Genomic DNA, 24,493 nt, shown 5'->3' with positions numbered 1-24,493 from the left:
CGTAGGGCTGCGGCGCTGCCGACGCCCTCGCGCAGCCGCGCCGTCCGATCAGGCGGCGACCACCGGCTGAGCGAAGAATTCAGCCGACAGCAATATCTGCCGGGCCAGTTCGACGATATCGCCCACGCCCGAATCGATTTTGTCGTCGAGGTAGGAAATGTAGTAAGGCATGGTCGGCAGCAAGGGAGCGGTTTCGATTATGCGAACCAACCCGGATTTAAGCGCCTCTTGTGTCACGGGTAATGGCAAGGCGGCAATGGCATGCCCCGATTGCACCACCCGGATAATCATCGCGATGGAATTGCACGAACTGAAACTGTTGAATTCATAACCGGAAACCTGCAGCCAGTCCTTCACCAGTCCGTGCAATATGGAATGCGGCGGATTCGTCACGATCGGCAGCGCCGCCACGTGCTCGGGCGTCAGCGGTGTGGTCCCGGCGTCGATGCCGGCGGCGCCTATCCATACCAGCGGCATGCGGCCGAGCAGTTCGTCGACCACGTTGGGCCGCTCGGTCGGCGTGCCGTGCAGCGCCACGTCGAGCTCGCGGCGGGCGAGCTTTTCGCGCAACACCTTGCTCACTTCCACCGTCAACTCGATCTTCAGTGCGGGGTGCAGCAGCTTGATGCGGTGCAGGAGTTCGGTGGCGGCCACGGTGGCGCCCGTCTCGTCTGCACCAAGACGGAGCACGCCTTGCAGCGGTACCGGGCGCCGGCCGAGGCGCTGAAGCTCCTGTCCGGCGCGCAGCGTCTGCTCGGCATGGACCAGTGCTTTTCGGCCGGCCGGCGTGAGTTCGAAACGTTGGTGCGCACGAGAGAAAAGCGTGAGGCCGAGGGCCTCTTCCAGTTCCTTGATCCGCGACGAGACCGCCGGCTGGCTGACATGCAGGTGCTGCGCGGCGGCATGCACGGTTCCGAGCAGTGCGCACCAATAAAAGGCCTCGATTTGGCGAAAGGTGAACCGCGTCATCCATTTATTTTATCAACGCGGTTTCGAATATTCAATTTTGCCCGCTGTCGTGCCGGCGTTAACTTTGCCGGGCTGATTCGCATTTTTTGGAGCCATCCCCGTGTTTCTACTCAATTCCCTTCCGCCGCAGGTCGATCCGGCCCTCCTCGAATTGCTGGTACAGGCCGAGCCGGCGGTGATCGGGCATTTCCGCTATACCGGTTTCATGTCGCCCGCCATCAAGGCGCATTTCCAGGACCGCCGGGTGGTGGGCACGGCGGTCACCATCCGCGTGCCGGGCATGGACGGCTCCATGGTCCATTACGCAATGGGCCAGGCGCGCAAGGGCGACATCATCGTGATGGACCGCTGCGGCGAGATGTCGATCGCCTCGCTCGGCGGCGCGGTCGCCTATGCGGCCAAGGTGATCGGTGTAGCCGGCTTCATCGTCGACGGCCTGGTCACCGACCTCGGCGAGCTGCGCCAGTACGGCGTGCCGGTGTGGTCCAAGGGCACCTCGGCCGTCACGGTGAAGTCGCTGGGGCTCGGCGGCGAGTTCTGCATTCCGGTCACCTGCGGTGGCGTGGCGGTGAATCCCGGCGACGCGATCCTGGCCGACGAGAACGGCATTCTGGTATTGCCGCCGGCCGATATCGAGGCCTCGGCCAAACGCGCGATCCAGATGCAGCTCGACGAGAAAACCACGCTGCGCCGACTCGATGCGGGCGAGAAATATCCCGACATCATGGGCACCAGTGCGATTATCAAAAAGGCGATGGGCCTGGCATGAACGACGTCGCGACCGAAGATTTTTCGGACCTCGCCGAACTCGGCCGGCAATTGCGCGACGGGCGTTCCAGCTCGGTATTTCTCGTCAAGACCTGTCTGGACCGCATCGCCCGCCTGAACGGCGAATTGCACGCGTTTTCCAGCGTGTTCCGCGAAGAGGCGCTGCAGGCCGCCGAAGCCGCCGACCGGCAACTGGCCGCCGGTTTCGACCTCGGCCCGCTGCACGGCATCCCGGTCGCGCTCAAGGACAACGTCGACCTGATGGGCCGCGCCACCACGGCCGGCTCGCCGCTGCTGGCCGACAACATCGCCACCGGCAACGCGTGGATCACCCAGCGCCTGCTGGCCGAGGGCGCGGTCATCGTCGGCAAGACGCACATGGTGCAGTTCGCGCTCGGCGCCTGGGGCACCAACGACCAGATGGGCACGCCGCGCAACCCCTGGGGCCGCGACGTGCACCGCTCGCCGGGCGGCTCCAGCAGTGGCTCGGCGGTGGCGGTGGCCGCCGGCATGGTGCCGCTGTCCATCGGCACCGACACCGGCGGCTCGGTGCGCATGCCGGCATCGTTCTGCGGCATCACCGGGCTCAAGCCCACCGTCGGCAAGCTCAAGACGGACGGCGTCGTGCCGCTGAGCACCACGCTCGACAGCGTCGGCCTGTTCACCCTGACGGCGGCCGACGCCGCGCTGGCCTACGCCGCGCTGGTGGGTGAAACGCCTCGACCGGCCAGCCTGGCCGGCCAGCGCATCGGCTACCTGGGCGACGCCGACCTGGAGGGCGTGCAGCCCGAAGTGCTGGCCGCCTACCGGGCCGCGCTGGAGGTGTTTCGTGCCGGCGGCGCGCACCTGTCGCCGATTGCGCTGACCGGCTCCTTCGACAACTTCGCCGCCATCGCCGCGGCCATCATGCTGCCGGAGGGCGCGTCGTTCTGGGGCGCGCTGGCTGCCGATGAGGCCAAGCCCATGGACAGCGCGGTGCGGCCCCGGCTGGTGGCCGGCGGCACCTTTACCGCCACCGCCTACTACCAGGCGCTGCGCCAGCGCGACGCGCTCAAGGGCGAGATCGCCGAGGTGCTGCGCGGCTACGACGCCTTCGTCACGCCTGCCACGCCGCACACCGCCACGCCGATCGCCGAGGTCGATCACGGCAAGCCGCCCGTCAAGTACACCCGCGCGGTCAACCTGCTCGACCTGTGCGGCGTGTCGGTGCAGCTCGGCTTCGACGACCGGCAATTGCCCATCGGCCTGCAAATTGCTGCAGCCCAGGACGAGGACGCGAAGCTGATGGAAATCGCGTGCGCCTTCCAGGCGGCGACGTCCTGGCACCGGAGCCGCTGGCGACCCTGAGCAAGACACCAAGACACCGGGCGGAGCGACGAGGAGACCCATCAAAGAAAACTGCGATTCGCCGAATGTGCGAACCGCGCCCACCCCGTTACCTGGATCTTTTGGACCTTCTGCCATGAACAAACTCTTCCGGTCCCTGACCCTCGTCGCCGCCGGCATCGCAGCCTTCGCCGCCGTGTGCGCGCCCGCTGCCGCCGAGGACTATCCCAACAAGCCGATCAAGTTGATCGTTCCGTTTCCGCCGGGCGGCAGCGTCGACATGATCGGCCGTCTGGTCGGCCAGAAGCTGTCGGACGCGCTCGGCCAGCCGGTGCTGGTCGACAACCGCGCGGGCGCCGGCGGCAACATCGGCATGGACTTCGTGGCCAAGGCGCCCAAGGACGGCTATACGCTGCTGGTCGCGCCCTCGGGCTATGCGGCCAACCAGCACCTGTTCGCCAAGCTGCCTTTCGATCCGATGAAGGACCTGACGCCCATCATCCGCATCGCCGACCAGCCGGCCGTGCTGATTGCCAACCCCAAGCTGCCGGTGAAGAACGTGAAGGAACTGGCGGCGTACGCCAAGGCCAATCCCGGCAAGGTCAGCTTCGGTACTTCAGGGGTGGGCGGCGCGCAGGACGTGGCGGCGCGGCTGTTCATGAGCATGACGGGGACCGACATGCTCAACGTCGCCTATCGCGGCGGTGCGCCTGCCCTGGCCGACCTGCTGGCCGGGCAGATCGACATCATGTTCGAGACATCTCCCACGGCCGTGCCTTACGCCAAGAGCGGCAAGTTGATTCCGCTGGCGGTGACGACCGATAAGCGCATCGCCAATCTGCCGGATGTGCCTACCGTTGCCGAGTCCGGTCTGCCGGGATTCCATTCGGTGACCTGGATCGGCATGGCGGCACCGGGTGGGACGCCTGCGGCGGTGGTCGCCAAGTTGAATGCGCAAATGCAGAAGGTTTTGGCCGATCCCGCGGTGCGCAAGCAGATCGGCGAAATTTCGCTGGATATTGCCGGTGGTTCGGCTGAGGACTTTGCCAAGTTTCTGCAGAAGGAATCTGCGGATTACGCCAAGTTCGTGAAGGACAACAATATTACGCCGCAGTAATTTGTTGGCGCCACTCGGGGGACTGGGGTGCGGGTGGCGTCGTTTTTTCACCCATTTGCAGAATGGTGATCTGCTTGTGGCCTATTGGATCGGGTCTCTTGCTGCTTAAAGAGTTTGTTTTGCCTGTTATGTGACTGAAGGTGGAATGGGGTCCGTGCCGGGATGGCCTCGATTTAGGTATTTTGTTGCTGTTCATGAGTAAAGGCGGTCTGCACTCTTGTCTATGGGTTATTGGGAGGTTTGGGACTTTTTTCTGCTGGGCTTTTTATTTTTCTTCTACTGAACGTAGAGTGGAGCTGGGGGCTTGCGCGCCCCCAGACCCGCGGTAACTTTCTTTTGTTGGGACAAAAGAAAGTCACCAAAGAAAAACCCTTGAAGACGAGCTCGAAGCTCGGTCGGGCCATTGCTTCGCTCGGCCTGGGGAATGTGCCTTCGAACGCTCTAGCGGCAACAGTTTGGACAAGGGTTGATCCAGAGCCTTGGCCCCGCTTCGCGGGTCGGGGCTGAAAGGGTAAGGACAGTTGACCGCACTGAGCACGGTGAGGGGGCCGCGCTGGTGTGATAGCCCTGCTCGCTGCGTACCGCCTACCGCCCTGGCGGATCAATCGAACATGCGACTTCACCATTGGCGCACCTGGACGCCGGCCACACCCCTGCGCACAGGAATCATGGCCATCGGGCGTTCGCGGCCGCCACGCCACGGCGAGCAGCGGGCATGGCGATCGGATCTGCGCGGCCCCCTCACTGTGCTCAGTGCGGTCGCCTGTTCTTACCCTCTCAGCCTCGACCCGCGAAGCGGGGCCAAGGCACTGGATCAACCCTTGTCCAAACTATTGCCGTTAGAGCGTTCGAAGGCACATTCCCCAGGCCGAGCGAAGCAATGGCCCGACCGAGCCTCGAGCTCGTCTTCAAGGTTTTTTCTTTGGTGACTTTCTTTTGTCCCAACAAAAGAAAGTTACCGCGGGTCTGGGGGCGCGCAAGCCCCCAGCTCCACCCTACGTTCAGTAGAAGAACGGCAAATAAGCATCTCAACTACCAAATAACATCTGCATTAATAAAACCAAGCCACCAACCCGACGTAATTCCACAGCCCCGTCCAAGCCAGACTTCAACACGGTAAATCAACAAAAACAGGACAAAAAATCCAAGCAAAGAGAATGTGAGTAGCGCCAGCCGGGCGCCCTGGAGCAACCGTACTTCCCGGCAATGCCGAAACTGGCAAACCAATACCGCCGACCCGAAAAAAAAGCCGCGTCATTCGCAAGACGCGGCTTTATCCCTCACGCAGGCCAGGCCCGCCAATCGATCAGACCGCCTTGGCCGCCGCCTGCGCCGCCGCCAGCGCCGTCATGTTCAAGATCCGCCGCACGGTGGAAGAGGGCGTGAGAATGTGCACGGGCGCCGCCGCATTGAGCAGCATCGGCCCGATCGTCATGCCCTGACCACTCGTCGTCTTGAGCACGTTGAACAGGATGTTGGCCGCATCCAGGTTGGGGCAGATCAGCACGTTGGCCGAGTCGGTCAACAAGCTGTCCGCTACGCCGGTGCGCGCACGCACGGTGGCCGACAAGGCCGCGTCGCCGTGGATCTCACCATCGGCCTCGATGTCCGGTGCCAGTTCGCGGAAGCGCTCGAACGCCGCACGCATCTTCAGGGCCGACGGCCGGGTGGACGTGCCGTAGTTGCTGTGCGACAGGAAAGCCACCTTGGGCGGTAGTCCGAAACGCTCCACCTCCTTGGCCGCGGCCAGGGCAATGTGCGCGAGCTGCTCGGCATCGGGTGAGTCGTTGATGTAGGTGTCGGCGATGAACAGCGTCTGCTCCGGCAGCATCAGCGCGTTGAGGGCGGCGAAACCGTCCTCGCCATCCTTCAGGCCGATGACGTGGGCGACATGCTCCAGGTGGTGGTCGTAACGACCGACCAGGCCGCAGAGCATGGCGTCGGCATCGCCGAGCTTGACCATCAGCGAGGCGATCAGGGTGTTGCTGCGACGCACGGCGGCCTTGGCGGCGTCGGTGCTGATGCCGTTGCGCTGCATGCCGGCGTGGTAGGCCTCCCAATAGGTGCGAAAGCGGGGGTCGTCCTCGGGGTCGACGCTCACCACCTCGCGGCCGAGCTGCATGCGCAGGCCGGCCTTCTGGATGCGCGCCTCGATGACGGCCGGGCGGCCGATGAGGATGGGCTTGCACAGACCTTCGTCGATGGCGACCTGCACCGCGCGCAGCACGCGCTCGTCTTCGCCCTCGGCGAAGGCCACGCGCTGCGGGCTCTGCTTGGCGGCGGCGAATACCGGGCGCATGAACATGCCGGTCTGGTAGACGAAGCGGGTGAGGCTTTCGCGATACGCGTCGTAGTCGGGGATCGGGCGGGTGGCGACGCCGGAGGCCTCGGCCGCCTTGGCCACGGCCGGCGCGATGCGCAGGATCAGGCGCGGATCGAAGGGCGTGGGGATCAGGTAGTCGGCGCCGAAGACGAGTTCCTTGCCGGGATAGGCGGCGGCGACCTCGTCGCTGGTCTCGGCCTTGGCGAGTTCGGCGATCTCGCGCACGCAGGCCAGCTTCATCTCCTGCGTGATCTTGGTGGCGCCGCAGTCGAGCGCGCCCCGGAAGATGTAGGGGAAGCACAGGACGTTGTTGACCTGGTTTGGATAGTCGGAACGGCCCGTGGCGATGATGCAGTCCGGCCGGATCGCCTTGGCGAGTTCGGGGCGGATTTCGGGCTCGGGGTTGGCCAGCGCCAGGATGATCGGCTGGCGGGCCATGGTCTTGACCATCTCGGCGCTCAGCACGCCGGGCGCGGAACAGCCGAGGAACACGTCGGCGCCGTCGACCACGTCGGCCAGGGTGCGGGCGTCGGTCTTCTGGGCGTAGCGGGCCTTGGAGGCGTCGAGCGTGCCGGGGCGGCCTTCGTAGATGACGCCCTTGGAGTCGACCATGAAGATGTTCTCGCGCTTCACGCCCAGGCCGACCATCACGTCGACGCAGGCGATGGCCGCGGCGCCGGCGCCGGAGACGGCGATCTTGACCGCGCCGATGTCCTTGCCGACGAGTTCCAGGCCGTTGAGCAGGGCGGCCGAGGAGATGATGGCGGTGCCGTGCTGGTCGTCATGGAACACCGGAATGTTCATGCGCCTAGACAGCTCCTGCTCGATGTAGAAGCACTCGGGCGCCTTGATGTCCTCGAGGTTGATGCCGCCGAGCGTGGGCTCGAGCGAGGCGATGATCTCGATCAGCTTGTCCGGGTCGCGTTCGGCCAGTTCGATGTCGAACACGTCGACGCCGGCGAACTTCTTGAACAGGCAACCCTTGCCTTCCATGACCGGCTTGGCGGCCAGCGGGCCGATGTCGCCCAGGCCCAGCACCGCGGTGCCGTTGGTGATGACGGCCACCAGGTTGCCGCGCGACGTGTAGTCGGCGGCCTTGGACGGGTCGGCCTCGATGTCGAGGCACGGATAGGCCACGCCCGGCGAATACGCGAGCGACAGGTCGCGCTGGTTGGCCAGCAACTTGGTCGGCGTGACGGAAATCTTGCCCCGGGTGGGAAAACGGTGGTAGTCGCGTGCTGCGTCGCGCAGGGCCTCTTCGGCCGCGGAAAGCTGGGTCATGGCGGGTCGCTCGTGGTCGGAACGCAAAAGGGGTCGGCAGCTTAACGCACGGCGGGAGGCTCCGTCGTCCGTGGAAATACGTCGCGCTTCGCTTCTTTGCCACGATCTCTCCGTGATCGGCGTGCGGGAAGCGTGCGCGCGCATGCTGCTTGGTACACTGGAAGTCCGTTTGTATTAGTAACAAATACCCAAAGATGTCGCACTGCTGGAGCGTCTTCACCGCCCTGGGCCGCCGCCCGGCGCTCCGCATCCGCCGCCTGCTGGCGTTGGCCGCGAGTGCACTGGTCTTCGGCACCGCCGCGCTGGCCCAGGTTCCCTCCGATCCGGGCCGCACCGGCACGATCATGCCGGCCGCGCCGGGGGTGCTGCAGACGCAGGCCCTGCCGAGTTCGACGGTAACCAACGGCCGTATCGGCAGCGGGGACATCCTGCGCATCACGGTGCTCGGCCAGCCCGACCTGTCGGCCGAGGTGGGCGTGAACGACAAGGGCAGCATCGCGGTGGCGCTGATCGGCGACGTGCCGGTGGCCGGCCTGAGCACCAGCGCGGCGGCCATGCGCATCGCCGAGCTGCTGCGCACCGGCGGTTTCCTGCTCAAGCCCGAGGTGTCGGTGGACGCGGTGCAGATCCGCAGCCAGATGGTGTCGGTGCTGGGCGAAGTGCGGCAGCCCGGTCGCTATCCGATTCCTGGTCGGCTGACGGTGCTGGAGCTGCTGGCGACCGCTGGCGGCCTGACCGAGCAGGCCGAGCAGACGGTCACGCTGCTGCGCCTGGCCGATCCGGCCGCGGCTGCCGCTGCGGCGGCGGGCAACGTGCCGGCGAGTGCCGATGCGGTGCCGCCCGGTGGCGGCGAGCGCATTCCGATCCGCCTGGGCGATGCCTCGATCGGCGGCTCCAACCGCACCGCGCTCGACGCCGAATTGCGCACCGGCGACGTGGTGTACGTGGAGCGCAAGAAGCTTTTCTACATTCACGGCGAAGTGAACCGGCCGGGTGCCTACCCGATGGAGCCGGGCATGACCGTGATGCGCGCCATCGCCCTGGGCGGCGGCACCAACCTGCGCGCCTCGTTGCGGCGCATCGACATCCACCGCACGGTCAACGGCACCGACCAGCCTTTTCGGGCCGGCATCGCCGAGCCGGTGCAGCCGGGCGACACCGTCTTCGTCAACGAGAGTCTTTTCTAGATGGCCACTGTCTCGCTTCCGTCGGGCCTGTCGTCGGCCCAGTTGATCGCCATGGTCCGCGCCCGGCGCCGGCTGGTGCTGGGTGTGGCGACGGCCACGCTGCTGGCGACCGCCGTGGTGCTGCTGGTGATGCCGCGCGCCTGGACAGCGTCGTCGGACGTGTACGTGGACTACAAGGCGGCCGACCCGATCAGCGGCCGGCAGTTCTCGGCGGTGCTCGACGAGAGTTATCTCAACACGCAGGTCGATATCCTGAGCAGCCGTGCCGTGACCGAGCGGGTGGTGGACCGCCTGGCCTTGCGCGACAAGCCGGAGTACCGCGAAGAGGTCGCCAAGATCGGCTCGGACAAGGCCTATGCGCTGCTGATCAAGGGCATCTCGGACAACACCGTGGCCGCCGCCCGCCGCAACAGCCGGGTGATCGAGGTGGCGTATTCGGCCGAGTCGCCGGAGCAGGCGCGCGACTACGCCAACGAGATCGTGCGGGCCTACATCGCGCTGTCCGCCGAGATCGCGTCCAACGCGGCGCGCTCGCGCAGCGAGCAATACAACGCCCAGCTCGAGAAGCTGCGCGCCGAGGTCAACCGCATCCAGGACGAGCTGACCACCTACCAGCAGAAGGTCGGCATCCTCAACGTGAACGAGCGTGACGATGTGGCCAATGCCGAGATCGGCAGCCTGACCGCCTCGCTGGTAACGCTGCAGAACCAGCGCCAGGAGGCCCTGGGTCGGCAGCGCACCATCGACGAACTGCTGCGCAGCGGCCGGCCGGAAGACCTGCCGGAAATCGGCAGCCAGCCGCCGATCACCGACCTGAAGGCGCGGCTCAACGATGCCGAGCGCCGCCTGTCGGAAGCGCGTTCGGTGCTCGGTCCCAACCATCCACGCACGACCGCGCTGATCGCCGAGCGCACCGAGCTGCAGGCGCGGCTGGCGCGCGAGGTGAAGTCGGCGGTGTCGACGCGGCGGCTCGACGTGGATCGCCTGGCCGCGCAGCAGCGCGACGTGGAGCGGTTGATCGCCGTGCGCCAGAAGAAGCTGCTGGAGCAGAAGGCCCAGCGCGACACGCTGCTGGCCTACCAGCGCCAGCTCGAAGGCGCCGAGCGGGTCTATACCGCGGCCACGCAGAAGTACGACGACATCCTGATGGCCGGCAACATCAGCGCGGTCAACCTGACGGTGCTGCGCCAGGCGGAAACGCCGAGCATTCCTTCCAAGCCACGTGTGGTGAGCAGCCTGGCCGCCAGCGTGGTGGTCGGCCTGATCCTGGGCCTGTGCGCGGCGCTGCTGCTGGAGTTCGGCACCCGCCGCCTGCGCAGCCGCGACGACCTGGTGCGCGGCCTGCGGCTGCCGGTGCTCGGCGAGATCGGCATGGTGGGCTGAACATGGATCCCTTCGAAACTTCCGAGATTCCCGAGACCGACCGCACCTTCGCGCCGGTCCGTCCGCGCCCGGTGCCGCCGCCGGTGACGCCGCGCCCGCCCACCGCCGCGGAGCTGGAGGCCGAGGCCGCCGCCGCGGCGCCCGCCGTGCCGACCGCGCCGCCGGACAAGATCGGTGACCGCTTTCTGCACGCCGGCCTGCTGAATCGCGAGCAGGTGGCCCGTGTGATCGAGCGCCAGAAGCGCGACGGCCTGCGCTTCGGCGAGGCGGCGGTGCAGCTGGGGCTGCTGTCGCAGGCCGATGTGCAGTCGGTGCTGTCGCAGCAGTTCCGCTATGCCACCGGTGCGGGCTCGCATGCCGGGCTCGACCCGTCGCTGGCGATCGCGCTGGCGCCCTACAGCGCCGAGGCCGAGGCGGTGCGCAGGGTGCGTGCCGAGCTGTCGATCCGCCTGTCGGGCCTGCCCAAGCTGGCGGTGGCCATCGTCAGCCCGGGCGAGGGCGAGGGCAAGAGCTACCTGGCCGCGAGCCTGGCCATCGCCTATTCGCAGCTGGGTAAACGCACGCTGCTGGTCAATGCCAACCTGCGCAGCTCCGGCCAGCGCGACTGGTTCGGACTGAACCGGCAGGACGGCCTGTCGACCATGCTGGCCGGCCGCGCGCCGATCAGCGCGGGCGAGCCGGCGCCGGGCTTTCCGCTGCTGCATGTGATCGGCTCCGGCCCGCAGCCGCCGAACCCGCTGGAGATACTGCTGGAGCCGGCGCTCGAACGCCTGCTGACTTCCTTCGCAGAAGACTTCGACGTGTTCATCGTCGACACGCCCGGTGCGGGCATTTCGTCGGACGCCCAGGTGATCGCGCGCCAGGTCGGGCAATGCCTGCTGGTGGGACGCCAGCATGTCACCCGCCTGGAAGACCTGGAGCGCTGCCAGTCGCAGCTCGCCACCTCGGGCGCGCAGACGGTGGGCATCGTCTACAACACCTTCGACGCCACGGCGCGGTCGCCGTCCGCCGCGCCCGATGTGCCCAAGCCCGGTCCCCGGGGGACCTTGCGCCGATGGCTGCGCCGCGCCTGAGCGCACCCGGGCGGCCCGGCCGCCGTCTGCTGCTCGACTCCTTCGCCTCGCTGCTCGACCAGGGCGTGCTGTCGGCGCTCAACCTGGTGCTGGGGCTGGTGCTGATCCGCCTCACCGCCAAGGAGAGCTACGGCCTGTACGCCCAGCTCTACGTGGCCGGCATCTTCACCACCACGCTGCTCGACGCGCTGGTCACCGGGCCGCTCACCACGCTGGCGCCAGGGCTCGACGACGCGCGCCGCCGTGCGCTCGTCGGCCACCTCGACCGCTACCAGCGGCAACTGGCCGCGGGGCTGGCGGTGGTGTCGGGAGCGGTGGCCGGCGGCGTGGTCGCCTGGCTCGAACTGCCAGCGCACCCGGTGGCGTTGGGCGCGGCCTTCGCGGTCTATGTGTGGGCGGGGTCGCTGCGCGAGTTCGGCCGCAGCGTGGGTTTCGTCGAGGGTCATGCGCGCGCGGTGCTGCGCATGGACGCCTGGTACGCGGTGGCGGTGACCGTTTCCATCGGCCTGCTGGCGGCGCTGGACTGGATGAGCCTGCCGGCGGTGATGCTGGCGCTGGGCTTGTCGAACCTGGCCGCGCTGTCGCTGCGTCCGCTCGACGGCGACCGCGATGCGGCCGGATTCGCGGAGGCCGTGGCAGCGGTGTGGCAACGCAGCAAATGGGCGCTGCCGGGCTCGCTGGTGGCCTGGTTCACCAACTACAGCTATCTCTACCTGGCCGCGCTGTGGCTGGGCGTGAGCGCCTCGGCCGACCTCAACGCCTCGCGCCTGCTGCTGATGCCGCTGTCGCTCTGCGTGCTGGCCTGGTCGCGGGTGGCGCGGCCGCATGCGGCCAAGCTGATCAAGGCCGGCGAGATGCGTTCGCTCGACCGCTACGCGCTGTGGTCGGTGGCCGGCATCGAGGTGCTGACGCTGGTCTACGCCGGCACGCTGTGGGCCATCCTGCCCTGGCTCGAAACCCACGTGCTGGGCCCCAGATACGCGGGGCTGGAGCCGCTGCTGGCGGCGTGGACGGTGTACTTCGCCATCTACGGTGCACGCTGGATCGGCACCTCGCTGCTGACCAGTGGCGACCGCTACCGCATGCTGCTGATCAGCGGCGTGATGTGCCTGGTGGTGATGCTGGCGGCCACCGCCTACGCGGTGCCGCGCTGGGGCGTGTGGGGCGCGGTGGCCGCGCTGGCGCTGGTCGAGGCGCTCGACCTGGCGCTGATCTGGCTCGTGCTGCTGCCCAGCGCCCGACGCGACGCCCTGCGCCCACTGCGACCTTCCTGAAGACGATCCCGCCATGTCCCACGTCCTGCCCCAGGTGAGCGTCTGCATCTGCACCTTCAAGCGGCCCGAGCTGCTGGAGGTGCTGTTGGCCGAGCTGCATCGCCAGATCGGCCCGGATGCCGGCGTGGAGTTCGTCGTGGCCGACAACGACCCGGCCAACTCGGCGCGCCCGGTGCTGGACGCCTGGGCCGACCGGTTGCCGCTGCGGGCGCTGCATGTGCCGGTGCCCAACATCGCCTCGGCGCGCAACGCGGTGGTGGGCGCGGCGCAGGCGCCGTGGCTGGCGTTCATCGACGACGACGAGTCACCGGACCCCGGCTGGCTCGACAAGCTGCGCGCCGCGCAGGCGCAGTACGGCGCCGACGTCGTCTTTGCGCCCGTGCTGCCGCGCTATGTGCCCGGCACGCCCGACTGGCTGCGCCTGGGCGGCTTCTTCGACCGGCCGCGCTTTGCAACCGGCACCGTCATCGGCACCCGCGATGCCCGCACCGGCAACGCGCTGCTGCGCGCCGCACGGGTGAAGGCCCTGGGACCGACGCCTTTCGACGTGGCTTTCGGTCGCACCGGCGCCGAGGACACGGTGTTGTTCCGCGAACTGCTGGCGCGCGGCGCCAAGTACGTCTGGTGCGACGAGGCCACGGTGCAGGAAGACGTGCCGCTGGCGCGCGCCAACGCTTCGTGGCTGCTGCGCCGCTCCTATCGGCTGGGCCAGACGTACCTGGTCTCGGAGATCTACCAGCTGCGCGGTCTGGCCTGGCTCCTGCGCGCCGGCGGGCTGGGCCTGCGGGCGGTGGCGCAGCTGGTGGTGGCCGGCGTGCTGGCCTTGGTGCTCTGGCCGTTCTCCCGCATCCGCTCTTTCCGCTGGCTGCGCGCCGTCTGCGCGCAGCTCGGCAAACTCAGTGCCCTGGCGGGCCATCGCTACCATGAATACGGCGGCTGAACCCCTGGCGCCGGCCTCGCGCCACGAGCCCGGCGCGCCGCGCGCGGCGACCGGCGCGGCAACGCCCTTCGAGGTGTGGCTGGTGCGCATCCTGGTGGCGGCGAGCTTCACCTTCTGTTTTCTGCCGGCCAACTTCACCTGGGGCAACGACGACTTCGAGGCCAACCTGTCGGCGGGCTCCCTGGCGACTCAGCTGGAGTTCGGCTCGATCTTCCTGGGTGGCGCCTGGCTGGCCTGGCGCCACCCGGAATGGACGCTGCTGCGGCTGCGCAGGGCCAACATCTTCCTGGTGGCCTTCGTGGCGTTCGCGCTGGTGTCGGTGGCGTGGTCGGCCTATCCGGTGGTGACGCTCAAGCGCGCGACGCAGCTGGTCGGCTTCTTCCTGGTGGGCACGGCCATCTCGGCGCCGGTGGGCAGTTCGCGCCAGGTGCTGCAGGTGCTGATGGCCACGCTCACCACGCTGCTGGTCATCTCGCTGATCGTGGTGGCGGTGAACCCGCGCGTGGGCATCGACACCATGCTGGGCAACGCCTGGCGCGGCCTGTTCCTGCAGAAGAACACCACCGGCCAGGCGGCGGCGATCTGCTCGCTGCTGTGGCTGCGCGAATGCGTGGGCTCGCGCCTGTTTCCGCGCGGCGTCTGCGTGACGGCGCTACTGTTCTCGCTGTTCATGCTGGTGATGGCGAAGAGCAGCACCTCGCTGCTGGTGTTTTTGATCGGCGCCACGCTGTACCTGTGCATGCGGCGCCAGTACGTGGTGACGCGCATGCCGGTGTGGGCGCCGGTGATGGCGGTGGTGGCGCTGGTGCTGCTGGCGGTTCACGTGTTCTATGTGCTCAACGGCCACCTGCCGGGCTGGGACGATATCGCCGGCTCCATCGGCCGGCTGTTCGGCAAGGACTCCGACCTCACCGGCCGCACCGACATCTGGGATCTGGTGATGATGGAAGTGCGGCGCCACCCGGCGCTGGGCACCGGATACGGCGCCTTCTGGCTGGGCCTGGGCGGCCCGTCGGATTACATCTCGCGCGAGCTCTACTGGATTCCGCTGCAGTCGCACAACGGCTACCTGGACGTGATCAACGAGCTGGGCCTGGCCGGACTGGGCATCGCGCTGTGCGTGTTCGCGCGGCACCTGCTGCTGCTGTCGCGCCTGATCGCGATCGACCGGGAAGAAGGTGCGATGCACTTCGTGATCTTCGTCTTGCTGCTGATCGCCAACGTCACCGAAAGCGAGCTCTTCCGGGGCACGCTTTTCTACAACATCCTGTTTTTCTATTCGCTCTGCAGCGTGGCCTCCCAGGTCGTGCTGCAGGACGTGGTGGAAGCGAGCGAAAGGAGCGCGCCGGAGTCCGTGGCGCGCGTGGGCGCATGAATCGGTTTTCCTGGTTACGTCGGGCCCGCGTGGTCATGCCGCTGTTGCTGAGCGCCTGCGCGGGCGCCCAGCCGGTGCTGGCGCCGCCGGCCTTCGTCGCCGACGGCGCGGGCGTGCCTTTTTTCCGCTTCGCGGTGGACGAGGACGCGATGGCCGGCGCGCCCGACCGGTCGGCGATGAACCGGTCGATCGACGCGGCATCGCGCATCGTGGCGCGGGGCGGGCATTTCTATGCCGTGGGCGCCGACGGCAAGCCCGGTGGCGGCGACGACCAGCGGGTACGGCTCTTCGGCATCAACCTGTCGTTCGCGGCCAATTTTCCGTCGGAGATCGACGCCGTCCGCATCGCCAAACGGCTGCGCAAGCTCGGCTTCAACGCGGTGCGGCTGCACCACATGGACACCTCGCCCGACACCCGGGCCAACCCGCCGCGCAGCGTGCTGCTGCCGGGGCCGTTTCCCAGCTTCAACCCCGACGCGGTGGCGCGCCTGCGCCGCTTCATCGACGTGCTGGCCGCCGAGGGCCTGTACGTGGACCTGAACCTGCGCGTGGGCTACCGCTTCCGGCCGCAGGCCGATCAGGTGCCGCCGATGGACGGCGGCGCGGCCGCCGCGCCCTACACCGCGCCGATCTTCATCTACACCCCGCGCATGGTCGAGCTCGAGGAGCGCTATGCGCGCGGCCTGGTGCGCGCGTTGGGGCTGCGCAACCACCCGGCGCTGGCGCTGGTGGAGGTGAGCAACGAATCCTCGCTGCTGTCGGCCTGGCGGCGCCGCGAATGGCATGCGGCGGTGCCGCGCGCCTACGAGCCGATCCTGCGCGAGCAGTGGAACCGCTGGGTGGTGGCGCGTTACGGCAGCACGCAGGCCGCCTGCAAGGCCTGGGACGGTTGCGCCGCCGCCAGCGGCCCGGTCGACCTGCCGATGCCGGGCGACGAGCAGATCGTGACCGGCGCGCTCGGCCAGTTGCAGGCCAAGGTGGAGCGTCGCGCCCGCGAACTCGCCCAGCGCTGGTGGGGCCGCGCCGAAGACCCCGCCGCCGACGCGCCGGCCACCGGCCGGGTGCTGCGTACGCAGGACTTCCTGCGCTTCCTGGCCGATACCGATCGCGCCTACTTCGAGCGCATGCGCCGCGCGGTGCATGAAGAGACCGACCCGCTGGTGCCGGTGACCGGCACGCAGATGGTCTATGGAGGCGCGCTCAACCACGACGCCAGCGCCGGCATGGACTGGCTCGACACGCATTACTACGCCGACCATCCGGACTTCCCCGGCGACGACTGGAATCCGCTGAACTGGCGCATCCGCGACAGCTCCATCGCGGCGCCTCCGCAGCTCGACCGCCTGCTGGTCAATTCGTATTGGCGCGACGCCTCCAAGCCCTTCGTCGCCAGCGAGATCAGCGTGCCTTTTCCCAACCGCCAGGGCGGCATGGGCACGCCGGTCATCGCGGCCTTCGCGGCCCAGCAGGACTGGGACGGCCTGTTCCTCTTCGACTACGCCGACGGCGACACCTGGGGCGACGCACCCACCGGCTTCACGCTCTCGGGCGACTGGGGCCGCTACGCCATGGTGGGCCAGGCCGCGCAGCTGTTCCGCGCGCCGCTGGTGCCCGCGCTGCCGCCGGCGCCGCCGTTGAGCCTGCCGATATCCGGGCGCCTGGCGATCAACGCCAGCGACGACGCCTGGGCGATGGACGCGGTGCTGGGCGCTCGCACCGGTGTCACGCCGGCCTTGGCGCTGCAGCGGCAGATCAGCGTGAACACCGCCGCCACCCAGTGGCAGCCGGTGGTGGCGCCGTCGCCGGTGCCGCCCGCGTTGGAGTCCGATCGCGGCCGCGGCACGCTGTTGCTCAAAACGGCGCAGGCGCGCGGCTTCTTCGGCGCGGTGGGCGCCGGCAAGACGCTCGGCGACGCCACCGCGCAAATCACGATGCGCCTGGCCGGTGCCGGGCCGCAGGAGTTGCGCGGCATGGCGGCGGTGCTGCTGACCGCGCTGGACAACAAACCCATCGCCGACGCCCGGCAGCTGCTGGTGTCGGTGTCGGGCGCGGTGCGTGGCACCCAGCCGGGCTCGCTGCCGAAGCGGCCGGTCGATCTGGTGCCCTATCGCGGCAACCGCGAGTACTGGACCTTCGAGCCCGACCCCGCATCGCCCGGCCAGCCCTCGGGCTCGCGCGATGCGAGCGGACCGGTCTGGGTGGAGCGCTCCGGCGGAGAGCTGCGCTTTGCCACCAGCGCACGCGCGGCCACGGTCTATCCGCTCGATGGCGCCGGCCGCCGCATGGCCGCGCTGCGGGCCGACCAGGTGAAGCTGGAAAACGGCCAGCTGCGTCTGCCGCTGCAGACCGAGGCCGCGCAGTCCAGCCTCTGGTACGAGATATCTTTGCAATGAGCCTGCGGTGCGTCCCCGCCGGTCCGCGCGCATGACAACAGCCGGCATGCGCGGTCGTCGCTCGGCGCTCGTCTGCCTGGTCGCGGCGTGCCTGCCCGTGGGCGGCAGCGCCACCACCGAAATCGCCGCGCAGGTCGGCACCACAGTGCAGTCGATCGACAACCCGTTTCTGTTTCCGGACGCCAGCACCGATCCACGCAAGCGCCGCGACAGCGTGCATTCGACCGACCTGGGCATCGCCCTGCGCATGCCGCTGCCGAGCGACCGCAGCTTTCTGGCGGTGGGCGCCACTTCATCGCGCCAGGTGTACGACGCGCTCGACCAGCTCGACCACACCGCCACCCAGTTCGACGGGCTCTACCAGTGGGAATACGGCAGCGCGCTGCGCGGCCGGGTGCGCCATCGCGAAGGGCGCAGCCTCTACAACTACTACGGCGGCTTCTTCACCCAGCCCGAGGTGCCGCAGGCGCGCCAGGACCTGGTGGAGGTGGCCCTGCGCATCACGCCGGAACTCGACCTGCCGGTGACGGTGACCCAGGGCTCGCAGCGTTACCAGGACGCCTCGCTCGCACAGCGCTACAACCAGGAAGACAAGGGGCTGCGGCTGGCGCTGACCTATGCCTCCGGTCGGCGTTCCACCGTCAGCGTGGGCGTGCGGCAGAACGAGGTGCGCTTTCCCGATCGCACCGCCACCGACATCGCCAACATCGACTCGGGCTACACCGACCGCGAGGTATTCGTCGACGCTGCCTGGCGCTACAACGAGAACACCATCGTGTTCGGCCGCATCGGCCGGCTCGACCGCACCTTCGCCAGCCTGTCCAACCGCGACACCTCGCTGGTGTCGGTCAGCTCCGGCGTGGAGTGGCAGTACTCGCCCAAGACTTACCTGTCGGTGCGCGGTTATCGGCAGCCGCAGACCAACTCGGCGGCCGACGTGCGGCTGTATGTGATCTCGACCGGCCTGGAAGGGCGGGTGCGTTACGACCTCTCGGCCAAGACGCGTTTCGCGCTGACCAGTTCGTATGAACAACAGGCCTACCAGACCTTCGCCAACACCGCCAACGCTTCCACCGGCGGTAAGGACAAGGTGCTGCGGCTGTCGGCCCGGCTCGAGTACACGCCGACGCCCAACGTATTGCTGCGGCTGGAGGGCGCGCGGGAGCACTACCAGCCCGACGCGGCGGTGACCACGACGGGCGATTTCACCCGCAGCAGCGTGCAGCTGGGGCTGTCCTATACGTTCGACAACATGCTGGGCGCCAACCGGGCGCGGACGCAGTTGGAAAACATGCGCTATGACCGCGTTCAGTGAACTCCCCCAGGCTACGCTCACTTCGTGTGCTTCGCCTACCCCCTCACCGGGGGCGGAGAGATGGGCTCGCCCCCAGGCTACGCACTTCGTGTCTTCGCCTACCCCCTCGCCGGGGGCGGCGGGCTGGCTCGGCGGAGCCTCGCTGCCATGCCCCCAGGGCAGTCGGCTCGCTTCGCTTGGCCTCCGGGTGGGGTCTTGGGTCTTGGGTCTTGGGTCTCCCCCAGGCTACGCACTTCGTGTCTTCGCCTACCCCCTCGCCGGGGGCGGCGGGCTGGCTCGGCGGAGCCTCGCTGCCATGCCCCCAGGGCAGTCGGCTCGCTTCGCTTGGCCTCCGGGTGGGGTCTTGGGTCTTGGGTCTTGGGTCTCCCCCAGGCTACGCACTTCGTGTCTTCGCCTACCCCCTCACCGGGGGCGGCGGGCTTACTCGGCAAAGCCTCGCTGCCACGCCCCCAGGGCAGTCGGCTCGCTTCGCTTGGCCTCCAGGACCGGGGGCGCTTTGAATGGGAGTTGTGATGAATCTTGCGCAGCGGGCTAGCCGGTTTTTGTCGCGCTACACCGATCGGCGGCTGCTGCCGCTGCGCGGTGAGGTGGGCGTGGTCAGCTTCAGCTTTGACGATGCGCCGATGTCGGCGTGCGTGGCCGGCGCGGCGGCGCTGGAGCGGCATGGGGTGCGGGGCACCTTCTATGTCGCAGGCGGGCTGACCGACGGGGTGGAGGAAGGGTTGGCCTGCCATTCCGAAGCCGCACTGCGGCGGCTGCTGGCCGATGGGCATCAGCTGGGGTGCCACAGCTTTTCGCATGTGCATGTGAACCGCATCGACGCGGCCCGGCGGCGCGAGGAGTTCGAGCGCAGCGCGGCTTTTCTGGCCGGGTTGGGGGTGGCGCGGGAGACGCTGGATTTCGCGTATCCGTTCGGTGGGGTGAACGTGGGCGCCAAGCACGACTGCGCACTGCGCTTCCGGTCTTCGCGCGCGACCGGAGGCGGCACGCACGTGGGTGTGGCCGACCTGAACGCGCTGCGCACGCATCGCCTCTATCGCGCGGAGCCCGACGGTGTTTCGTACGCTGATCGGCTCGCGGTGGCGGCATCGCAGCGCGGCTGGCTGGTGGTGAATACGCACGAGGTGCAGGACGACGCCGGGCCTTTCGGTTGCACGCCCGGGGCGCTGTCGCAGGCGGTGGCGCAGGCGCTGGAGGCCGGCTGCCGGGTGATGACCGTGGGCGCGGCGCTGGACCACTGGACGGCCCGCGCCGGCTGATCGATTACTCGTCTTTCTTACCCTTGAGCCTGCGCACCAGGCGACGCAGCGCCGGCACCTCGCGCGCGAAGGCGCGCACGCGGGAAATGTTGACGGCGATGCGGCCGAGCGTGGTGCGTGGCTCCTGCAGCGCGTAGAGCCGGGTGTGTTCGTCGGCCCACTGGAACTTGTAGGGCTCGTCGCCGGCAGTGAAGTCGAAGACGGTGATGCCGTCGTCGACGCCGTGGCGCATCAGCGCTTCCATCAGCACCCGGCCGGGCGAGAGCTTGGCCCACTCCTCGTCGAAGGTCGGCATCAGCCAGTAGAAGATGCCGCCCATGCGCATGCCCCAGTGGGTGGCGATGGGCTTGCCGTCGAGCATCAGGGCCGACACGACCGATTCGATGCCCTGCAGCGGCGTGGTGGTGATGCGGTCGAAGAACTCGTGAAAGCCGGGCAGGGCGAAGGCGTCGACCGCGCCGCTGTCGCGCCAGCGGCGTGACTTCTGCTCGGCCAGGGCCTTCATGACCAGCGTGCGTTCGGCCGGATCGTCGGTGCGGGTGAGCAGGCGCACGGTGCCGGCTTCGGCCAGGCGGCGCGCCTTGCGCCGGGTGTTGGCGAGCAGGCCCTTGTCGCGCGCTGCGGCGTAGACGTCGAAGTTCGCCGGCAGGCGCGCGGCATGGGCGCTTTCGGTGTGGCGCGATCCGGGCAGCGGTCCGAAGGGGTTGGCCAGGTCGCCGATGAAGGCCGGCAGACGGCGCAGGCGCACCACATCGACCGAGGGCAGGGTGGACAGGAAGCCGCTCCACAGGCGCGCGGCGTGGTCGGCGGTGAGCGCGCGGGCGAAGGCGGGGTGGATCAGCGGCGCCTGGTAGTCGAGCATTTCGCCGCCCAGGAATCCCATGACCCGCAGCAGGCCCTCGCGCCGGAAACCCATGGGCAGCAGCATGACGGTGGGGCCTTCGGGGCTGTCGGCGCGCAGCTCCGCTATGCACACTTTCCAGCCCTGGCGCCGCCCCAGGGTGTCGTACCAGGTCTTGACCCAGTCGAAGCTCTGGAACGCGGTGGCCGCCATGTGCGGCCAGGCTTCGCGCCAGCGCGGCTCCACCGATTCCAGGCTGCCGTGCACCGCCATGTGCAGCGACGGCGGCAGCCAGGTGCGGCTGCCGTCGTCCGCCGCTTCAGAAGGCATGCCGGTCCCGGATCACCAGCAGCGCGGTCATGAAGATGATGCGCAGGTCGAGCATGAGCGACCAGTTGCGGATGTAGTGGAGGTCGAGCTCCACGCGCCGCTCCATCTTGTCGAGCGTGGAGGTTTCACCGCGTGCGCCGTTGACCTGCGCCCAGCCGGTGATGCCCGGCTTGACCTTGTGGCGCAGCATGTAGCCGCGCACCTGGCGGCGATACAGCTCGTTGTGTTGCACCGCGTGAGGACGCGGGCCGACGATGCTCATCGAGCCGCCGAGCACGTTGAAGAACTGCGGCAGTTCGTCGAGCGATGTCTTGCGCAGGATGGCGCCGACCGGCGTCACCCGCGGGTCGTTGCGCTTGGCCTGCTGCACCACGCCGTCGGTGGGCAGGGGGTCGTTGCGCATCGAGCGGAACTTGTAGACCGAAATCTCCACGCCGCCCGCGCCGTAGCGCTTTTGCCGGAACAGGATCGGGCCCGGCGAGCTCAGCCGCACGGCGATGGCGCAGAGCACCATGGCCGGGCTGGCCAGGGCCAGCAGGAAGAGCGACATCACGATGTCCATGGCGCGCTTGCACACCCGCGACAGGCCCAGGAACGGTGTTTCGTAAGCCACCAGCACCGGCATGTCGCCCATCTCGGCGTATTGCACGTGGCGCAGGCCGGCGGGGCGGTAGTCGGGCACGAAGTAGATCGACACGACCGAGTCGAGCAGGGAGTCGAGCAGTACCTGCGCGCGGGCGCCATGGGCGCCGCGCAGGCCGAGAAAGACCATGTCGACCCGGTGGCTCATGATCCATTCGTTGGCCTTGGCCACCGAGCCGAGCCGCTCCAGCCCGGCGGTGTTCAGGCCGCGCGGCACGTCGCGGTCGTCGAAATAACCCAGCGGCGTGATGCCCAGGATGGGCGAATGCCGCAGCGTGGCGGCCAGCTGCGCGGCCTCCTCATCGAAGAAGACGAACACCGCCTTGCGGCGCAGGCCGGGTGCGCTGTAGAGGCTGATCGCCATGCGCCGGCACAGCAGCAGCATGGGCAGCAGCACGAAAGGCGTGCTCAGCAGCCAGCCGACCATGACCAGGCGCGACATCACCTCGCCGATCTTGGCCAGGTAGAGCGCGAACAGCACCACCGCGAAGGTCAGCAGCCAGCGTCGCATCAGCGAGCGCACCATCGGGTTCCAGCGCACGCGGACGTCGAGCAGCTCCTGGCCGATGTTGCGGAACGCCACCAGTCCGACCGCGAAGCCGAGCACGCTGACCACGTCGAAATACCGGAACTCGGCCCGGCTGTAGGCGCCGACCCAAAGCAGCAGCGTCACGCTCAGCGCGCAGGAGCAGATCAGTGCCACTGCGCCGTTGAAGAAGCTCGCGTGATGCGCGTTTTTTTGCACTCCGGCCATGTTGGGAAGAGAACCTTATTTCGGGTGGGAGGTACGACGATGGGCGGCCGCAGCCGCGGCGCGCTCCTGGCGCAGCAGGCGCAGGAAACCCAGGCTCTGCACGAGGTAGCGCCGCCAAAGCCGGCGCGGTTCATGGACGAGGCGCCAGAACCATTCGAGGCCATTGCGCTGCATCCACTGCGGGGCACGATGCTTCTGGCCAAGCGCGAATTCCATGGCGGCGCCCACGCACAGCACCAGCGAGGCGGAGATGGTCGGTCGATGGGCGATGGCCCAGCGTTCCTGCTTGGGCATGCCCAGGCAAACGAACACGATGGCGGGCCGTGACTCCTCGATCCGTCGCAGCGCCTCGCGGCCTTCGGCGCCCAGCGGTTCGAATTGCATGGAAGGCGAAAAAACGTCCGCTTTCAGGCCGGGAAAACGTTCGGCGAGCGAGGAAGCGATTTGCGATTCCTCTCCCGGCAGCCCGCCGATCACGAAAACCGGTAGACCTGCCTCCGCGGCATGTTGCGAAAGTGCGACAAAAAGATCCGCGCCGGTGACCCTCCCCGGCAACCGGACATTGCTGGTCAAACGGCTGGCCCAGACCACCGGCATGCCGTCCGCGAAGATGGCGTCGGCACTGGCGTACATGGCCTTGAACTCGGGCGAAGCGTGCTCCAGCCGGACCAGGTGATCGACGTTCGGCGTGACGACAACCGCCGGCTGGCGACGGCCGGACGACGCGATTCGCGCCAATCTGACGGCCGCCTCCTCCTGATTGAGCGCAAGGATGTCCAGCTCGAACATTCGGCAGATCGGGATGGCCGAATCACCATCGAAAGGGGAAGCGGGCGAGGAAAGTGAGGCAGGAGGAATCGGCGGTACGCTCATGGCAAGGTGTTTTGGTCTGAGAGTAGCGTAACTTCTTGTTAGGGTCACTGGTAGTATGTGGCAATAGTCACTTACTTCAGTCTTGTACCGGCGGATCATGACGCGTATCTCGGCATCGGAACTAGAACCCGTGGTGTCCACCCCGGCCACGGCTCCACGGATCGTCAACCTGGTCATCATCTCGCCGGTTCGTGACGAAGCCGTATACCTGCGGCTCACGATGGACGCGATGGTGTCGCAGACCTGGCGACCCATCGAATGGATCCTCGTGGACGACGGGTCGTCCGACGAGACGCCCCAGATCGTCGAGGAGTACGCAAAGCTCTATCCGTTCATCCGGCTGATCCGCCGCAACAACCGGGGCTTTCGCTACCTCGGCGGCGGGGTGATCGCGGCTTTCGAGTACGGCCGTGAGCGGATCGAGCACACCGACTGGGAATACATCGCCAAGCTCGACGGCGACATGTCCTTCGGACCGCTGTACCTCGAACGCATGCTTCAGAAGCTGGAGTCCAACGAGCGACTCGCGGCCGCCTCCGGCAAGGTGTTCCGTGCGGAGAACGGCCGCTTCATCGAGGAAATGCACGGCCGTGAACAGGTGGCGGGCCAGTTCAAGCTCTACAAGCGCGAGGCCTTCGAGGAAATCGGCGGCTTCGTCCAGCACCTGGCCTGGGATGGCATCGACGTCCATACGGCCGGCATGCTGGGCTGGACCACGCTGAGTTTCTACGACCGGCAGGCATGGCTGTGGCACCACCGCGTGATGGGCTCGTCCGACCGGGACGTCTTCGTGGGCCGGCTGCGCTGGGGGCGCGGCAACTGGTACCTGGGCTATCACCCGATCTACGCCATCGTGGCGGGTTTGAACCGCATGCGGGAGAAGCCGCATGTCATCGGCGGCCTGCTGATGATCGTGGGTTATTTCTGGGCGGCCATCCGCCGCCGGCCACGCTACAAGAACCCCGAGTTTCAGAAATACCTGCGCCGGTGGCAGAACGGCCGTCTCAAGGACGCGCTGACCGGTCGTCTCAGCCCGCGCGACGGCTCCTGACAGGCGTCTGTCGCCGTGG

The 24,493-nt window shown here is 68.0% G+C and carries 18 protein-coding genes; 13 read left to right on the top strand and 5 right to left on the bottom strand.

What is annotated here, in order from left to right; translation table 11 throughout:
* Positions 1-48: 48 nt before the first annotated feature.
* The gene (locus R9X41_RS18540; RefSeq protein WP_318631914.1) at positions 49-969 is read right to left on the bottom strand and encodes a LysR family transcriptional regulator; all 921 of its coding nucleotides are present in this window, start codon (positions 967-969) and stop codon (positions 49-51) included.
* 100 nt (positions 970-1,069) lie between these two features.
* On the opposite strand from R9X41_RS18540, the gene R9X41_RS18535 reads away from it, so the two are divergent.
* From R9X41_RS18535 to R9X41_RS18525, 3 genes are all read left to right on the top strand, one after another.
* Entirely contained in the window at positions 1,070-1,738 is a 669-nt protein-coding gene (locus R9X41_RS18535) for an RraA family protein (protein ID WP_318631913.1), read from the top strand.
* Positions 1,735-3,084, top strand: a complete 1,350-nt coding sequence (locus R9X41_RS18530) for an amidase (protein WP_318631912.1) — start codon at positions 1,735-1,737, stop codon at positions 3,082-3,084. The genes R9X41_RS18535 and R9X41_RS18530 overlap by 4 nt, the downstream gene beginning before the upstream one ends.
* A gap of 115 nt (positions 3,085-3,199) precedes the next feature.
* Entirely contained in the window at positions 3,200-4,180 is a 981-nt protein-coding gene (locus R9X41_RS18525) for a Bug family tripartite tricarboxylate transporter substrate binding protein (RefSeq protein WP_318631911.1), read from the top strand.
* A 1,306-nt stretch (positions 4,181-5,486) separates the two neighbouring features.
* Here R9X41_RS18525 and R9X41_RS18520 read toward each other — a convergent pair.
* Positions 5,487-7,784, bottom strand: a complete 2,298-nt coding sequence (locus tag R9X41_RS18520; RefSeq protein WP_318631910.1) for an NADP-dependent malic enzyme — start codon at positions 7,782-7,784, stop codon at positions 5,487-5,489.
* Between the two features lie 194 nt (positions 7,785-7,978).
* Between R9X41_RS18520 and R9X41_RS18515 the strand changes: the two genes are divergently transcribed.
* The 9 genes from R9X41_RS18515 to R9X41_RS18475 all read left to right on the top strand — a co-directional run bounded on the left by R9X41_RS18515 (position 7,979) and on the right by R9X41_RS18475 (position 19,983).
* A complete protein-coding gene (locus R9X41_RS18515) occupies positions 7,979-8,971 on the top strand; it encodes an SLBB domain-containing protein (protein WP_318631909.1) in 993 nt (330 codons plus the stop codon).
* The gene (locus R9X41_RS18510; protein WP_318631908.1) at positions 8,972-10,354 is read left to right on the top strand and encodes a Wzz/FepE/Etk N-terminal domain-containing protein; all 1,383 of its coding nucleotides are present in this window, start codon (positions 8,972-8,974) and stop codon (positions 10,352-10,354) included.
* Between the two features lie 2 nt (positions 10,355-10,356).
* Positions 10,357-11,427, top strand: coding sequence for a polysaccharide biosynthesis tyrosine autokinase (locus R9X41_RS18505; RefSeq protein ID WP_318631907.1), 1,071 nt, complete (start codon positions 10,357-10,359; stop codon positions 11,425-11,427).
* The gene (locus R9X41_RS18500) at positions 11,409-12,701 is read left to right on the top strand and encodes a lipopolysaccharide biosynthesis protein (RefSeq protein ID WP_318631906.1); all 1,293 of its coding nucleotides are present in this window, start codon (positions 11,409-11,411) and stop codon (positions 12,699-12,701) included. Before R9X41_RS18505 ends, R9X41_RS18500 begins: the two co-directional genes overlap by 19 nt.
* Before the next feature lie 13 nt (positions 12,702-12,714).
* Entirely contained in the window at positions 12,715-13,641 is a 927-nt protein-coding gene (locus R9X41_RS18495) for a glycosyltransferase family 2 protein (protein WP_318631905.1), read from the top strand.
* The gene (locus R9X41_RS18490) at positions 13,625-15,016 is read left to right on the top strand and encodes an O-antigen ligase family protein (protein WP_318631904.1); all 1,392 of its coding nucleotides are present in this window, start codon (positions 13,625-13,627) and stop codon (positions 15,014-15,016) included. Before R9X41_RS18495 ends, R9X41_RS18490 begins: the two co-directional genes overlap by 17 nt.
* Complete coding sequence (locus tag R9X41_RS18485; protein WP_318631903.1) at positions 15,013-17,409, top strand: glycoside hydrolase 5 family protein; 2,397 nt, start codon at positions 15,013-15,015, stop codon at positions 17,407-17,409. The genes R9X41_RS18490 and R9X41_RS18485 overlap by 4 nt, the downstream gene beginning before the upstream one ends.
* 31 nt (positions 17,410-17,440) lie before the next feature.
* Positions 17,441-18,724 carry a hypothetical protein gene (locus tag R9X41_RS18480; RefSeq protein WP_318631902.1) on the top strand — a complete coding sequence of 428 codons (1,284 nt, stop codon included), beginning with the start codon at positions 17,441-17,443 and terminating at the stop codon, positions 18,722-18,724.
* Between the two features lie 512 nt (positions 18,725-19,236).
* On the top strand, positions 19,237-19,983 hold the full coding sequence (locus R9X41_RS18475) for a polysaccharide deacetylase family protein (protein WP_318631901.1): 747 nt from the start codon (positions 19,237-19,239) through the stop codon (positions 19,981-19,983).
* 4 nt (positions 19,984-19,987) lie between these two features.
* Here the strand turns inward: R9X41_RS18475 and R9X41_RS18470 are convergent, their stop codons facing one another.
* Genes R9X41_RS18470 through R9X41_RS18460 form a run of 3 tightly spaced genes read right to left on the bottom strand, consistent with a single transcriptional unit; the run spans position 19,988 to position 23,339 of the window.
* A complete protein-coding gene (locus R9X41_RS18470) occupies positions 19,988-21,154 on the bottom strand; it encodes a GNAT family N-acetyltransferase (protein ID WP_318631900.1) in 1,167 nt (388 codons plus the stop codon).
* Positions 21,144-22,550 carry an undecaprenyl-phosphate glucose phosphotransferase gene (locus tag R9X41_RS18465; RefSeq protein WP_318631899.1) on the bottom strand — a complete coding sequence of 469 codons (1,407 nt, stop codon included), beginning with the start codon at positions 22,548-22,550 and terminating at the stop codon, positions 21,144-21,146. The genes R9X41_RS18470 and R9X41_RS18465 overlap by 11 nt, the downstream gene beginning before the upstream one ends.
* 15 nt (positions 22,551-22,565) lie before the next feature.
* Positions 22,566-23,339: a WecB/TagA/CpsF family glycosyltransferase gene (locus R9X41_RS18460; RefSeq protein ID WP_318631898.1), complete on the bottom strand. Its 774-nt coding sequence runs from the start codon at positions 23,337-23,339 to the stop codon at positions 22,566-22,568.
* Between the two features lie 214 nt (positions 23,340-23,553).
* On the opposite strand from R9X41_RS18460, the gene R9X41_RS18455 reads away from it, so the two are divergent.
* Positions 23,554-24,474: a glycosyltransferase family 2 protein gene (locus R9X41_RS18455; protein ID WP_318631897.1), complete on the top strand. Its 921-nt coding sequence runs from the start codon at positions 23,554-23,556 to the stop codon at positions 24,472-24,474.
* The last annotated feature ends 19 nt before the right edge of the window (positions 24,475-24,493 follow it).

Source organism: Xylophilus sp. GOD-11R, from assembly GCF_033546935.1.
Classification (GTDB): domain Bacteria; phylum Pseudomonadota; class Gammaproteobacteria; order Burkholderiales; family Burkholderiaceae_C; genus Xylophilus.
Note: the sequence above shows the minus strand (reverse complement) of the source record. Positions and strands in the feature narration are given on the sequence as shown.